The sequence below is a fragment of the Tistrella mobilis genome (assembly GCF_039634785.1).
GTDB lineage: Bacteria > Pseudomonadota > Alphaproteobacteria > Tistrellales > Tistrellaceae > Tistrella > Tistrella mobilis.
The window spans coordinates 71,790-85,070 of the sequence record NZ_JBBIAB010000017.1 but is presented as its reverse complement, the minus strand read 5'-3'; the positions used below and the strand labels follow the sequence as shown (position 1 = coordinate 85,070).

Here is a 13,281-nt window from a genome sequence, read left to right as displayed (position 1 = left end):
TGCTGCCCTGGGCTGCGCCGGTTCTGGGCGTCTACAACGCCGCGCCCCTGACCCAGGGGGGCGGCAATAATTCGTCCGACGGCATTATCAACACCCATTCCTGACCTGCCGCCAGGATGTTGCAGGGCGGCGCCGGGTTTCTGGCCGGTACCGGCGGGGCGGTGCGTGATCTGGCCCGCCGCTGCCCGTCGGAATTCCGCGTCGACCGGGTGCATCAGAGCGACGGCGGTATCGTCGTCGGCTTGGGCCGCGATAACCCGGCGGGCCGGCTGCGGCGCCCTGCACCCCGGCCGATCGCGCCGGGCCCGTCCGGCGCCGTGACGCTGGTCAACGGAGAGATCTACAATCTCGCCGATCTGGCCCGAGAGCTGGCGCTGGACCGGACGATGCCGCTGACGCCGGTGCGGCTGGTCGACGCCCTTCTCGACCGGTGGGGCGTCGAAGGGCTTGCCCGGCTGGATGGCGACTACACCCTGGTGCGCTGGTCGCCCGCCAATCACGCGCTGCTGCTCGCCGCCTGCCCGATGGGGCGGGACAGTCTGTGCCATGCCGCCATGCCCGACGGCATCGTTGCGGCCAGCCGGCCCAGCTGGCTGCTGGCCGTGCCGGAGGTCGATCCGGAACCGGATCCCGATGTGCTCGTCTACCCGCTGGTCAAAATGGAAAGCCGGATCGGCGACCGGACCCCCTGGCGTCATATCCGGCGCCTGCAACCGGGCTGGTATCTGGAATGGCAGGACGGATCCATGCGGACGGCGCCCTTCTGGTCGCCGGTGCCGCGGCGCAGATTGCGCCTGCGCCGGGATGCGGAATATGTGGAGGCCGCGCGCGAACATCTGGACCGCGCGGTCGCCGCGCGCTGCCCCGGTGGCACGCCTGTTCTGTGCCTGCTGTCGGCGGGGCTGGATTCGCCCGGCATCGCCGCGACCGCGTCCCGCCGCCATGACGCGCCCGTCCATACCCTCACCATCCGCGCCGATCCCGATGTTCCCCAGCTGCCCCCGGATGCCGGGCATTTTGCCGACGAGTGGGAGCGGTTGCAGCCTTTCCTGGCCCGCTATCCCGGGTTGAGGCCACATCTGGTCGATGCCTGGCAACCCGACCTGTCGATGGAATATGCCGGCGGGCCGCTGCAGAGCCGCGACTGGCCGGTGAAGAGGCCTGATCAACTGTCCTGGATGCTGATGCCCATGGCGCGCATTGTGCGCGAACAGGGCATCGGCGTGGTCCTGAGCGGCGATGCGGGCAATGTCACGCTCAGCTATACCGGCGGCCGGGTGGCCGCCGATCAGTTGCGGCGCGGACGGGCGCTGGCGGCCTGGCGCAACCTCGTTCCCTATCGCCCGGGATTGGGGGGCCGGCCACGGCTGTTCTGGGGCCCCCGGGCGCTTTGGGGCCAGGCGGTGGCGCCCCTGGCCGGCCCCGGCCTTCGCCGCCTGACGCGGCGGTTGCGCGGCGGCCGGGACTATTGGTGGCAGGAATGGAGCAGCATCCGGCCCGAGGTCGCGGAACGGTTGCAGCTGACGGAACACGACCAGCCATCCATGCGCACGGGCTCGCCCGATCTCGACAACCACATCCTGCTGCTGGAACATTTCCGCCAGAAAAACGCCCAATACGCCCATTTCTTTCAGGGCATGGCCTGGTCCTGGCGCGATCCGTACTGCGATCTGGGCCTGGTTGAGTTCTGCCTGTCGCTGCCGCGCGACCAGTTCCGCCGCAACGGGGTGCCGCGCCTGCTGGCCCGCCGGAGCCTGGCCGATCGCGTGCCGCAACCCATTCTGGATGAACGTCGGATCGGCCTGCAGCATGCCGACTGGTTCGGCTGGATGGGGCGGCGGCGCGACTGGATGGCGGCAGAGATCGACCGGATCGAACAATCGCCCCTGGCCTGCTCCCTTCTGGATACGCAGCATATGCGGGCCATTCTGGACGCCTGGCCGGCCACCCCTGAAGAGGCCGGGCGCTTCCCCACCTCTCACCGTCTGCGCAAGGGGCTGGGCGAGGCGCTGCGGGTGGGACAGTTCATTCTGATGCAGGAAGGCCGCAATGGCTGAAGGTCTCGCTGAAACCGGCCCGATCTGCATGCCCGTCCGCGCCGTGCCCTCGGCCGGCGGCGGCAGCTTCCTGCTGCGGCCGATGGCGGCCGATGCCCCGGTCGAGGAGGTGTTGTTCGGCCTGCATGGCAGCCCGGCCGCCGATCATCCGGCCGCGGCGGGGCTGCGCTCTGCGCTGATCCGCGACCATGCGCCGACGGCGCCGGTGTTGCCGCCGCTGCTTGCGATCTGGCATCTGACGCGCTGCGGCTCGACGCTCACCGCCCGCATGCTGTCCTGCATCGATGCCCTGCAGGTGATGGACGAGCCGGGGGCCGTGGTCGATATCTGCGGCGCCTTCTGGGGGCTGGTGCCCATCGCCGACCGGCTGGCGGCGCTGGATGCGGCGCTGCGGTCGCTGGGCCAGCGGGTCAGGCCCGGGGCACGGCATCTGGTTGTGAAGCAGTCGCTGCGCAGCTGGCGGGATCAGGATCTGTTCGCGCAGCTCCACCCCGATATGCATCGGGTGCTGATCATCCGCGATCCGCTGGAAATCCTGGTGTCGAACCTGACAGGGCCGCCGGGCTGGCTGAAGCTGCGCGATGCGGTTTGGTCGCCGCTGCTCTCGGGGGTGGCGCTGGCCCGGCAGCGGGAGTTGAGCGATGCCGAATTCATCGCCCGCTGCCTGGGCCGCGCCTTCACCGCCATGGCGGCGATGGTGGAGGCGGACCCGGCGGGCTGGCTGATCCTGGACTATGCCGAGCTGCCGGATGCGGTGATCACCCGCCTGCTGCCGCGCCTGGGCATCACGCCGACACCGGCCGAGGCGGCGGCGATGGCCGATGCGACCCGGATTCAGGCCTGGAGCCGCCGGGGCCGCCGGCCCTTCAGCGACGACCGGGCGCAGAAGCAGGCGGCCGCCACCCCCGAGATGCACGACCTCTGCGACCGTTTCCTGCGCGCGCCCTGGCAGCGGCTGGCGGCGTTCGCCGACGGCGGTTCCGGAATGCTCAACCTCGATCAGGCAGCAAGGCAGTCCGCGTCATGATCTTCCCCCCTGAGACCGTCTTTACCCGTTCTCCCGAGCCGCTCACCACCGAGATCGATGGCGAGGTGGTGATGATGGATCTGGCGAGCAGCGCCTATTTCAACCTGGACAGCATCGGCGCCGTCATCTGGGGACAGCTGGAGACCCCGACGCGGTTCGAGGATCTGTGCGGTGCGCTGCATGCCCGTTATGACGCGCCGCTCGACATCATCCGGCGCGATGTCGCGGCGCTGCTCGCAGACATGCTGACCCACGGGCTGGTGCGGAAGGAGGTGCCGTGAGAGAGGCTCCCGCTCTTCAGGCTGCCGACCCGGATCTGGCCTCCATGGCCCGCCAGGCGGCTTTTCTGCTTCTGCAGGGCCGGGCCGATGCGGCCGCGGCGCTCTGCGGCCGCATCCAGGCGATCGACCCCAATCTCGAAACCTTCGGGGCCTTCACCGATCTGCTGACCTGGGCCCGCCCGCGCGAGCGGCTCTATCCCCTGGTCCGGGCGCTGGTCGATGCGGGCTTTGCCAATCCGCGCAGCTTCGATCTGCTGGCCGCCACGGCGATCTGGGCCGGCAATATCCCGGCCGCCCGAGAGCTGACCAGCCCCGAGCGGTTTCTGTCGATCACCCGCCTGCACGGGCCCGACGATCCTGATCTGGCGCCGCTGGTGGCCGAACTGGCGAGCGGGCTGGAGCATTATGACCGGCCCGGCGACCGCTCGATCCGTATGGGATCGCGCCGCAACCATCTGGAACAGTCGGACAGCCCGGTGCTGCGCCGCCTGCTCGACCGGCTGTGGCGGGTGGCCTGCGACTATGTCGATCGCCTGCCGGCGGATCCGGCCAATCCCTTCCTGCGCACCCGGCCGGCCGGATTTGTCCTCAAGGCCTGGAGCGTGGTGTCGGGGGCGAAGACCCATCATCTGCCCCATCTGCACGCCACCAGCTGGGTGAACGGCGTCTATTATGCCGAGGTGCCGCCGGTTGTGGCGGATGTAGCGGTTGTGGCGGGTGTAACGGGCCGGCCCGGCTGGCTGCGCGTCGGCCCGGCGGCCGGCCGCGGCTTTGCGGCCACCGGTGACGGGGACGGGCCGGAGGGTGGGACCGACCGGATCGGCTGGGACGAGCGCTGGATCCGCCCCGAGCCCGGCCTCGTGGTGCTGATGCCCAGCCATTTCACCCATGAAACCGTGCCGCTCGGCTGCGATCAGCGGCGGATCTGCGTCGCGTTCGAACTTCATCCGGCTGCGGCCGATCAGGCCGGCCACCGGCCCTGAGACCGCTGCGGCGGCCCGGCGCCGGATCGCGATCCGCCCTCACCCCCGCCGCCGCTGGGCGAAATACTGCGCCGGCGTGCTGCCCAGGGCCTTTTTGAACATGGCGATGAAGGCATTGACCGACTCATAGCCCAGTTCCGCCGCGACGTTCTGAACCGCGGTGCCGGCGGCCAGCGTGCGCAGGGCGACGATCAGGTGCAGCTGCTGGCGCCAGCGGCCGAAGGTCAGGCCGGTTTCCCGGATCATCAGGCGAGCGAGGGAGCGTTCGCTCATCGCCACCCGCTTTGCCCAGTCACCGAGCGTGCTGCGATCGGCGGGGTCGCGGGTCAGGGCGTCGGCGATGGCGCGGATCTTGGGGTGGCCCGAGATCGGCAGGTTGAAGCGTTCCCGCGGCATGCCCGCCAACTCGTCGAGCGTGACGCGCGCCAGCCGGGCGGCATGGCTGTCGGCCGGATAATCCGCCGGCTCCTGCGCCAGACGGTCGACCATTTCCCGCACCAGCGGCGAGAGCGACAGGGTGCAGCAGCTGTCGGGCAGCAGGGCGGCCCCCGGTTCCACGAACAGATAACTCAGCCGGGCATTCGTCGTCGCCCGGGCGCTGTGCGGCATGCCGCCCGGAATCCAGACCCCGCAATTGGGCGGCACGATCCAGATGTCGTTATCCGCCGTGCAGGTCACCGCCCCGCGCCGCGCCAGGATCAGCTGCCCCTTGCGATGCCGGTGGACCGGCACCTCTTCGGCATGGTCTGCGAAATCCAGCTGGCTGGCGACCGCCGGCCGGTCGGTGAGATCCGGATCGAAGACCGAGACGGCGGAAACGGCAGATCTTGGGGAGGGGCGCATCGCTTTGGCAGTTTTCAGTGATTTTATGACCGGATATCGAATTTAACCGGTTTGGCGCCGCGGCGATACTCCGCAGCATGAGCACCGATCATCGCCCCGAGCGCCCCTTTGCCGCAGCCGGCCGTCACCTCCGGCGCCTGTTCCTTTCGCCCCTGCTGCGGGCGGATGCAGATGCGCTGCTGTTCTCGGCAAAAAGCTTCATGGCCGCGATGCTGGCCTGTTATCTCGCGCTGCGGATCGGGCTGCCGCGGCCTTATTGGGCGGTTCTGACCGTCTATATCGTCTCGCAAGGCTCGGCGGGCGCCTCGCTCGGCCGCGGTGTCTATCGCTTTGCCGGCACCCTGGTCGGTGCGGCGGCGACGGTGGTCATCATTCCGGCCTTCGTGAACGACCCGATCCTGTGCAGCATCGTGCTTGCCTGCTGGATCGGCCTGTGCCTCGGCCTGTCCCTGCTCGATCGCACGCCCCGCGCCTATGCCTTCGTTCTGGCCGGCTACACCGCCAGCCTGATCGGCTTTCCGGGCGTGCTCGATCCGGGCCAGATCTTCACCACCGCCCTGGTGCGGGTTCAGGAAATCTCGGTCGGCATCCTCTGTGCGGTTCTGGTTCATCGCATCGTTCTGCCCAAACATGCGACCGACCAGTTCATCGGCCGGCTGGCCGCCACGCTCCGCGATGCCCGGCGCCTGGCGGCTGATGCCCTGGGCGGGGCGGCGGCGCGGCAGACGCGCGACGATCGCCGCCAGCTTGCCGCCGATCTTCTCGGCCTCCAGGGGCTGGGCACGCAGCTGCCCTATGATCCGGCGCCGCTGGTGCCGCATCTCGGGCTGCGCCGGATGATCCATGACCGGCTGTCCCACCTGCTGCCGCTGACGATGGAGGTGGAAGAAAAGATCGCCGCCCTGGACCTTGAGACAGGCGATCCGGCAGACGAAATCGCGCGGCTGGTGGCGGATCTCCGCCGCTGGATCGCCATGGACGATGCCGCCGCGCGGGCAGCTGCGGCGGGCGGCCTGATCGACCGGGCGGAAGCCCTCGGGGCCCGGCTTGCCGCCGGGGCGGCGACGCCGCGCGACCGGCTGGCGGCCAATCTCGCCGGCCGTCTCGCCCTGATGGCCGGCCTGCTTCGGGACGCCGACCGGCTCTGGCAACAGGCCCTGAGGGCCGGCCCCGTCCGATCGGCCCCCCGGCCGGCCAGGGGCTATGTCTATCACCGCGACCCGTGGATGGCGGTCAGGGCAGGGGCCGGTGCCGCCATCGGCATCACCATGGGTTGCCTGTTCTGGATCTGGTCGGGCTGGCCGGATGGCGGGATGGCGGTCTCGATCCTGGGTGTGTGCTGTGCCCTGTTCGGCACCGTCGATGCGCCGGCGCCGCATCTGCGGACCTACATGTCGGGCTCGGTCTACGGGGTGGCGATCAGCCTGGTCTATGGCTTCGCCATCCTGCCGCGGGTGCCGGATTTCGCCGGCCTCGTCGTGGTCCTGGCCCCCGTCTTCCTGTTCGCCGGATCCCTGCAGGCGCGCCCGCCCACGACCTTCATGGCGCTCGGCATCACGCTGACCGTGCCGATCCTGGGCGGGCTGGACAGCATCTATCACGGCGATTTCGCCGCCGCCCTCAACAACGTGGTCGCGCTGTTCGCGGCCGTCGGCTTTGCGATGGTGAGCATGACGATTTTTCAGACCGTCCCGCCCCATGCGGCGATCGGACGCCTGCTGCGGCTGAGCCGCAGGGATGTCCGGCGGCGCATTCTCGGCACCGCCCCCGACGAGGCCTGGTGGACGAACCTCATGGTCGACCGCACGGCGCTGCTGCTGCCCAGGCTGCGGCTCTCGGGCCGCCTGCAGGGCCATCTGCTCGACGATACCATGCATCATCTGCGCATCGGCCATGCCGCCGGGCAGCTCCGCCACGAGATCGGCCGGGTGGAGGGCCATATCGGCCGCGATGCCCGCGGGCTGCTGGCGGCGATCGCGGCCGGCTTCGCGGCCCGGCAGCCCGATTCCAACCAGATCGCCGGCCAGATCGCCGGGCTGGAGCCGCGCATCCGGGCGCTGGCCGGGCTGATCGCCGGCAGTTCGCTTCACAACCGTGCCCGCCTGCTCGACCTGATCATCGATCTGCGCTTCGCGCTGGGGCTGGGCAGTAGCGGCACGACCGGCGGGGAGCCACGCCCATGATCACCGATCTCGCCCTCGGCGGCGTTTTCATTCCCGGCCTGCTGGTGCTGGCGGTCCTGGCGCTCATCGCCACCCTGCTGGTGATCCGGGTTCTGGTCGTCACGGGGCTCAGCCGCCTCTTCGCCGGTCGGCCGCTCGTCGAGCTTGCCGTCTTCGCCATCATTTACGGGCTGCTGCTCCAGCACCTGCCATCCACCGGGCTTTTCCAATGACCAGGATCCTCTCCCGCCTCGGCCGCTATGTCCTCACCCTCTGCATCGTCGTGCCCGCCGCCGTGATCGCCCTGCAGTACTGGGATCGGTATCAACAGGTGCCCTGGACCCGCGACGGCCGGGTCAGCGCCGATGTCGTCCGGCTGGCGCCCGAGGTGTCGGGCACCGTCGCCACGGTCGAGGTCGGCGACAACGGCCATGTTCAGCGGGGCGACGTGCTGTATGTCATCGACCCCGAGCGCTATCGCCTTGCCGTCCGGTCGGCCGAGGCCGACGTCGAGGCCAGGCGTCAGGAGATGATCGTCCGCCGGGCGGCGGCAGAGCGGCGCAGGCGGCTCCGCGAGGCGATCTCGCGCGAAGATCTTCAGCAGGTGGAGGCCGCGGCGGCGGTGGCCGATGCCGACTGGCGGGCGGCGCAGGTGCGGCTGGATCTCGCCCGGCTCGATCTGGCGCGCACGACCGTGCGTTCTCCGGTCGACGGCTATGTCAGCACCCTGCGCCTCCGGCCCGGCGACTATGCGATCGCGGGCGAAAGCCGCATCTCGATCGTCGATGCCGGCAGTTTCCGGATCACCGGCTATTTCGAAGAGACCAAAATCCGCCATGTCCGACCGGGGCGCCCGGCGCAGATCCGGCTGATGGGGTTCGACCGGCCGTTGTCGGGCCATGTCGACAGCATCGGCCGCGGTATCGAGAACGACAACGACACGCCCGGCGCGCAGGGCCTGCCCGATGTGCCCGAGACATTCGCCTGGGTGCGCCTGGCCCGGCGCATCCCCGTCCGCATCCGGATCGATGCGGTGCCGCCCGGGGTCGAGCTGGTCGCCGGCATGACCGCGGCGGTCGAGATCACCCCCGACGGAGAGGCGCCGATGCGGCTTCGCATTTTTTAAACTGTCTTATTTACGTTCAGAACGCAGTTTGTTACGGTCCTCCTCATCAGCCACATGCACCCCGCTCCAACAGAGGGCAGATTGATGAGCTTCGTCGAGACCTATGCGACGGATGATGCCGTCGCGCTGGCCGCGCGTATCCGTGCGAAGGAAGTGAGCCCGCGCGAGGCCGTCGCGGCCGCCTTTGCCGCGATCGACCGGGTCGATCCTGCCCTGAATGCCGTGATCATGCGCATGGAGGCCCAGGCCGAAGAGCAGCTGGCGGCGCTCGACCGGCTCGATCCCGCGGCCACCCCGCTCTATGGCGTGCCGGTGCTGCTGAAGGACGACTGCCAGTCCTATGCCGGCGTGCCCAGCGCCAATGCCAGCCGTCTGGCCGCCGGGTTCACCCGCGATTACGACACCGAGATCATGGCGCGCTACCGCAAGGCCGGCGTGATCGTGGTCGGCAAGACCAATCTGCCGGAATACGGCTCCAACGCCACAACCGAACCGGTTGCGAACGGGCCGACGCACAATCCCTGGAAGCATGGCTTCAGCGTCGGCGGCTCCAGCGGCGGTTCGTCGGCGGCGGTGGCGGCGGGCATGGTGCCGGTCGCCTATGCCAATGACGGCGCGGGCTCGATCCGCTGCCCGGCCTCGTCGACCGGCACCTTCGGGCTGAAGCCCTCGCGCGCCCGCACCCCGGCCGGGCCGGTGTCGTGGGATCTGTGGGGCGGGCTGGTCTCGGAACATGTCATCACCCGCAGCGTGCGCGACAGTGCGCTGATGCTGGATCTGACCGACGGCCCCGATGTCGGCGCGCCCTATTTCGCGCCGCCCAAGGCGCGGCCCTGGATCGAGGAACTGGCCGCCGCCCCCGGCCGGCTGAAGATCGCCCTCAGCCTGACCCCGCCGGTCCGGGTGGAGGTGACCGAGGATGTCCGTGCCGTCACGCTGCGCATGGCCAAGCTGCTGGAAGAGATGGGCCACGAGGTGGTCGAGGCCGTGCCGGTCTATGACGGCGAGGCGGTGGCCGAGGCGCTGAAGCTGATGCTCTGCGCCTATGATGCGGCGCAGATCGACGACCTCTCGAAGGTCATGGGCCGGCCGGTCGACCGCAGCACGGTCGAAGGCGGGCTTCTGGCCGCGGCCGCCCGCGGCCGGGCGACGCCGGCGCCGGCGCTGCTGGATGCCCGCGGCCGGATGGGGGCAGAGGCCCGGCGTTTCTGCCGTTTCTTCGGCGATTACGACCTGCTGATGACCCCGACCCTGCCGCAGGCGCCGATGGCCCATGGCTATCTGGACAGCGACGGGCTGGACCTCGACACCTATCTGAACCGGGTGATGGGCCATCTGGGCTTCACCCATATCGCCAATGTCACCGGCCAGCCGGCGATGTCGGTGCCGGGTGGTTTCAGCGATGGCGGCCTGCCGGTCGGCGTGCAGTTCATCGCCCGCCCGGGCGACGAGGCGACGCTGTTCCGTCTGGCGGCCCGGATCGAAGAGGCGGCGCCCTGGGCGCGGCATCTGCCCCCGGTCCACGCGTCGCGCGGCTGAGGACGCCCGTCCCCATGTATGCACCTGCACGCTATCGCATCGAGGAGGCCGCGCGCCGCGCGGCCTTCGTCGACGCCCACGGCTTCGCCATGCTGGTGGATGTACCGCTCCAGGGCGGCGCGCCGCTCGCCAGCCATCTGCCGCTGCTCAGGCTGGATGACGGCCTGGCGCCCGGCGACCGGCTGCTCGGCCATATCGCCTGCGTCAACCCGCAGGCGGCGCGGCTTTGCGACGGCGTGCCGGTGCTGGCGGTCTTCACCGGCCCCGACGGCTATGTCTCCCCCGCCTGGTATGTCACCGGGGTCGATGCGCCGACCTGGAACTATTCGGCGCTGCACGTCACCGGCCATATCCGCCTGCTGACCGGTCTTGAAGCCAACCGCGCGGCGCTGGCCCGCACGGTTGCGCATTTCGAGGCGCAGCAACCCGGCCCCTGGCCGCTGGACCAGCTGAACGAGGCCGATATCCAGGCCATGCTGCCGCGCATCCAGGCCTTCGAGATCGTCATCCAGACGGTGGAGGCGCTGGCCAAGTTCAGCCAGGAACGCCCCGAGGCCGACCGCGCCGCGGTGATCCGCGCGCTGGCAGAAAGCCCCCGCGACGAAGACCGTGCCCTCGCCGCGGAAATGGCCGCGCACTACCGCCAGTGAGCCGCCCCGCCGGACGAGGGGCCGAACGCCCCTCCCAGCCGCCATTGAGGCGGCGGCCAAGGCCACGGCAGTGGCCGCCCGGCGAGGGTCAAACAGACTCCCGCCATTGAGGCGGCGGCCAAGGCCACGGCAGTGGCCGCCCGGCGAGGGTCAAACAGACTCCCGCCATTGAGGCGGCGGCCAAGGGCACGGAGTGCCCGCCCGGCGAGGGACTAAACAACTCTCCCCAGCCGCCATTGAGGCGGCGGCCAAGGCCACGGAGTGGCCGCCCGGCGAGGGCCTAAAAAAGACTCCCCCCCTCGTCTTCGGGGAATTCGGCCGCCTGGGACAGATGATGGCGAAGCAGGGCCGCCGCCAGCCGGCGGTTGCCGGCCTCGATCGCCTGGAGGATCGCCAGATGTTCGCAGCACGATTGCACCACCCGGTCGGGCGTCAGCCGGCGGAACTCGTCGCGTTCCTGAATGCGGCGGAGATTGTTCTGCTGGGCGATGGCCTGGTCGAAGAAGCGGTTGCCGGCGCCGGCCACGATCGTCTCGTGGAAGGCGGCGTTGACCCGGAACCATTCGCGCTCGTCCAGCGTCTCGCGATCGGCGGCCAGCACCTTCAGATGGGCGGCGCGCAGTTCGGCGAAGCGGGCGGTATCGACCCGGTAGCGGGGCTGGGCCAGGGCCTGGCATTCGATGGCGATGCGGAAGGCATAGCTTTCGGTCACCGCGTCGTCGTCGTCCAGGCTGTCGACGAAGCGCCAGCCATGGCCGGGCTGGCGGGTCACCAGCCCTTCGGTCGACAGCCGGATCAGCACCCGGCGCAGCGTGCCGTGAGAGACGCCATAGCGGGGCAGCAGCTCGGCTTCGGAAACGTCCTGGGCGATGCGGCCCTGGGCCTTGTCGGCGATGATCATCTGATAGACCCGCTCGGTATCCGAGGCGGGCAGGCGGGCCTCGACGCGGGCGGCGGCGGCGGTGATGGCGGCGGGGTCTTCGACCAGCCGGAAGCTGCGGCCGGGCGACTGGGCGATCAGCCCTTCGCGTTCCAGCAGCTCCAGCGCCCGGCGCACCGGCGTGCGCGACACGTCCAGCGCCTTGGCCAGCGCCAGTTCCGGAAAGCGTTCGCCCGGCGCCCAGCGGCCGTCGCGGATGCGCTCCAGAATCCGGCGCGCGACCTCGATCTGCAGGGCGGACAGCCCGGCCTGCGGTGCGGCGTCGTCCTCGGCCTCGGGCATCGTCACCATCGAAAAGACAGCCTGATCTGTGGGGTGCGCGACCGGCCCCGGCTGCGGCCTGCGCATCTGCATCCCTTGTTAACCACGGCTTTGACCGCCGATCAAGCACGGGTTGCATCCGCCCGTACCCGCGGCCGACCGGCCCGGAAAAATTGTCTTCTTCGCACCTTCAGTGCAACATGGGTCAGCCCTATCCCGAGGAACCTCCCCCGATGATCCCACCCGTGGCCCCGGCATCCGCCGCCGATGTCGTCGATTTCCCCATGGTCGAGCTGCGCGGCACGCCTGTCGAGCGGGGCCGGACCTATGGTGCGGCGCTGAAATCCCAGGTGCTGGGCAGTGTCGCGCTCTATACCGCCCAGCTTCGGGCCATGAACCACGACTGGTCGGCGATTGCCGCCATCGCGCGGGAATTCCTGCCGCTGGTGGAAGGCTACGACCCGGCCTATGTGGAAGAGATGCGCGGCATCGCCGAAGGGGCGGGCTGCGATCTTGAACACATCCTGCTGATCAATGCCCGCACCGAAATCCTGCAGATCGGCCGCCAGCGCGCCGGCATCCCGGACGAGGAGCCGGACGGTTGCACCGGCGCCGTGATCCTGGGCAGCCACACCGCCCATGGCCGGCTGATCCATGGCCAGAACTGGGACTGGCGGCCGGAATGCGCCCACACCACCGTGGTGCTCAAGATCCGGCGCGACGACGGCCCCGACCTGCTGACCATGACCGAGGCCGGCGGCCTGGCGCGCTGCGGCCTGAATTCGGCCGGCATCGCCATCACCGCCAATTATCTGGAATGCGACCGCGATTATGCCCAGGTCGGCGTACCGCTGGCGCTGATCCGGCGCAAGGCGCTGGAACAGCAGCATATGGCGCTGGCGATGAAGGCGGTGTCCTGCACGCCCAAATCGGCCTCGAACAACATGATGCTCAGCTGGTCTGAAGGCTTCGCGATCGATTTCGAATGCGCCCCCGACGAGGCCTTTCCGATCTGGCCCGACGAGAACGGCATGATCGTGCACGCCAATCACTGGACCGGCGAGATCGCCCGCACCAAGATCCGCGACACCGGCATTCCCTTCGTGCCCGAAAGCTTCTATCGCGACTGGCGGGTCCGCCGCGCGCTGGCGGCCAAAGCCGGGCAGATCGACCGCGACGCCCTGAAGGCCGCCTTCTTCGACGATTTCGGCGTCCCCTACTCGGTCTGCCGCCCGCCACGCCCGGGGGCTGGTGGCTCCATCTCCTCCACCGTCGCCATGGTGGTGATGGAACCGGCGCTGGGCCTGATGGAGGTCTGCCCGATGCCGGCCCTGTCGACCCGCTTCACCACCTACACGCTTGAAATGGACGGCGCGGCCTGCCACGCGGCTGGCCACACCCCCGGCCTCTGA

12 protein-coding genes are annotated in these 13,281 nt (G+C 69.8%); 10 read left to right on the top strand and 2 right to left on the bottom strand.

What is annotated here, in order from left to right; genetic code table 11:
• Positions 1–116: 116 nt before the first annotated feature.
• The 4 genes from WI697_RS20800 to WI697_RS20785 are packed head-to-tail and all read left to right on the top strand — an operon-like array spanning position 117 to position 4,348.
• Complete coding sequence (locus WI697_RS20800; RefSeq protein WP_345959807.1) at positions 117–2,057, top strand: asparagine synthase-related protein; 1,941 nt, start codon at positions 117–119, stop codon at positions 2,055–2,057.
• Positions 2,050–3,084, top strand: coding sequence for an aspartyl/asparaginyl beta-hydroxylase (locus tag WI697_RS20795; RefSeq protein ID WP_345959806.1), 1,035 nt, complete (start codon positions 2,050–2,052; stop codon positions 3,082–3,084). The genes WI697_RS20800 and WI697_RS20795 overlap by 8 nt, the downstream gene beginning before the upstream one ends.
• On the top strand, positions 3,081–3,365 hold the full coding sequence (locus WI697_RS20790; RefSeq protein ID WP_345959805.1) for a PqqD family protein: 285 nt from the start codon (positions 3,081–3,083) through the stop codon (positions 3,363–3,365). Before WI697_RS20795 ends, WI697_RS20790 begins: the two co-directional genes overlap by 4 nt.
• Positions 3,362–4,348: a putative 2OG-Fe(II) oxygenase gene (locus WI697_RS20785; RefSeq protein ID WP_345959804.1), complete on the top strand. Its 987-nt coding sequence runs from the start codon at positions 3,362–3,364 to the stop codon at positions 4,346–4,348. Before WI697_RS20790 ends, WI697_RS20785 begins: the two co-directional genes overlap by 4 nt.
• A gap of 39 nt (positions 4,349–4,387) precedes the next feature.
• Here the strand turns inward: WI697_RS20785 and WI697_RS20780 are convergent, their stop codons facing one another.
• Positions 4,388–5,191, bottom strand: coding sequence for an AraC family transcriptional regulator (locus tag WI697_RS20780; protein ID WP_345959803.1), 804 nt, complete (start codon positions 5,189–5,191; stop codon positions 4,388–4,390).
• Positions 5,192–5,268: 77 nt separating this feature from the next.
• Here WI697_RS20780 and WI697_RS20775 point away from each other — a divergent pair, with 77 nt between their 5' ends.
• From WI697_RS20775 to WI697_RS20755, 5 genes are all read left to right on the top strand, one after another.
• A complete protein-coding gene (locus WI697_RS20775; RefSeq protein WP_345959802.1) occupies positions 5,269–7,374 on the top strand; it encodes an FUSC family protein in 2,106 nt (701 codons plus the stop codon).
• Complete coding sequence (locus WI697_RS20770) at positions 7,371–7,586, top strand: DUF1656 domain-containing protein (RefSeq protein ID WP_345959801.1); 216 nt, start codon at positions 7,371–7,373, stop codon at positions 7,584–7,586. Before WI697_RS20775 ends, WI697_RS20770 begins: the two co-directional genes overlap by 4 nt.
• A complete protein-coding gene (locus WI697_RS20765) occupies positions 7,583–8,479 on the top strand; it encodes an HlyD family secretion protein (protein ID WP_345959800.1) in 897 nt (298 codons plus the stop codon). The genes WI697_RS20770 and WI697_RS20765 overlap by 4 nt, the downstream gene beginning before the upstream one ends.
• Before the next feature lie 84 nt (positions 8,480–8,563).
• Positions 8,564–10,018 carry an amidase gene (locus WI697_RS20760; RefSeq protein WP_296715206.1) on the top strand — a complete coding sequence of 485 codons (1,455 nt, stop codon included), beginning with the start codon at positions 8,564–8,566 and terminating at the stop codon, positions 10,016–10,018.
• Between the two features lie 14 nt (positions 10,019–10,032).
• Positions 10,033–10,668: an FMN-binding negative transcriptional regulator gene (locus WI697_RS20755; RefSeq protein WP_345959799.1), complete on the top strand. Its 636-nt coding sequence runs from the start codon at positions 10,033–10,035 to the stop codon at positions 10,666–10,668.
• A 280-nt stretch (positions 10,669–10,948) separates the two neighbouring features.
• Here WI697_RS20755 and WI697_RS20750 read toward each other — a convergent pair whose 3' ends face one another.
• Positions 10,949–11,899: a GntR family transcriptional regulator gene (locus WI697_RS20750; protein WP_197465033.1), complete on the bottom strand. Its 951-nt coding sequence runs from the start codon at positions 11,897–11,899 to the stop codon at positions 10,949–10,951.
• A gap of 203 nt (positions 11,900–12,102) precedes the next feature.
• Here WI697_RS20750 and WI697_RS20745 point away from each other — a divergent pair, with 203 nt between their 5' ends.
• Entirely contained in the window at positions 12,103–13,281 is a 1,179-nt protein-coding gene (locus WI697_RS20745) for a C45 family autoproteolytic acyltransferase/hydolase (protein WP_296715211.1), read from the top strand.

Excerpts from the sequence above, each read along its gene's own strand:
- WI697_RS20755 (WP_345959799.1), top strand. The coding sequence starts at position 10,033 with ATGTATGCACCTGCACGCTATCGCATCGAGGAGGCCGCGCGCCGCGCG.
- WI697_RS20750 (WP_197465033.1), bottom strand. The coding sequence starts at position 11,899 with ATGGTGACGATGCCCGAGGCCGAGGACGACGCCGCACCGCAGGCCGGG.
- WI697_RS20765 (WP_345959800.1), top strand. The coding sequence starts at position 7,583 with ATGACCAGGATCCTCTCCCGCCTCGGCCGCTATGTCCTCACCCTCTGC.
- WI697_RS20775 (WP_345959802.1), top strand. The coding sequence starts at position 5,269 with ATGAGCACCGATCATCGCCCCGAGCGCCCCTTTGCCGCAGCCGGCCGT.
- WI697_RS20790 (WP_345959805.1), top strand. The coding sequence starts at position 3,081 with ATGATCTTCCCCCCTGAGACCGTCTTTACCCGTTCTCCCGAGCCGCTC.
- WI697_RS20795 (WP_345959806.1), top strand. The coding sequence starts at position 2,050 with ATGGCTGAAGGTCTCGCTGAAACCGGCCCGATCTGCATGCCCGTCCGC.
- WI697_RS20780 (WP_345959803.1), bottom strand. The coding sequence starts at position 5,191 with ATGCGCCCCTCCCCAAGATCTGCCGTTTCCGCCGTCTCGGTCTTCGAT.
- WI697_RS20770 (WP_345959801.1), top strand. The coding sequence starts at position 7,371 with ATGATCACCGATCTCGCCCTCGGCGGCGTTTTCATTCCCGGCCTGCTG.
- WI697_RS20800 (WP_345959807.1), top strand. The coding sequence starts at position 117 with ATGTTGCAGGGCGGCGCCGGGTTTCTGGCCGGTACCGGCGGGGCGGTG.
- WI697_RS20760 (WP_296715206.1), top strand. The coding sequence starts at position 8,564 with ATGAGCTTCGTCGAGACCTATGCGACGGATGATGCCGTCGCGCTGGCC.
- WI697_RS20745 (WP_296715211.1), top strand. The coding sequence starts at position 12,103 with ATGATCCCACCCGTGGCCCCGGCATCCGCCGCCGATGTCGTCGATTTC.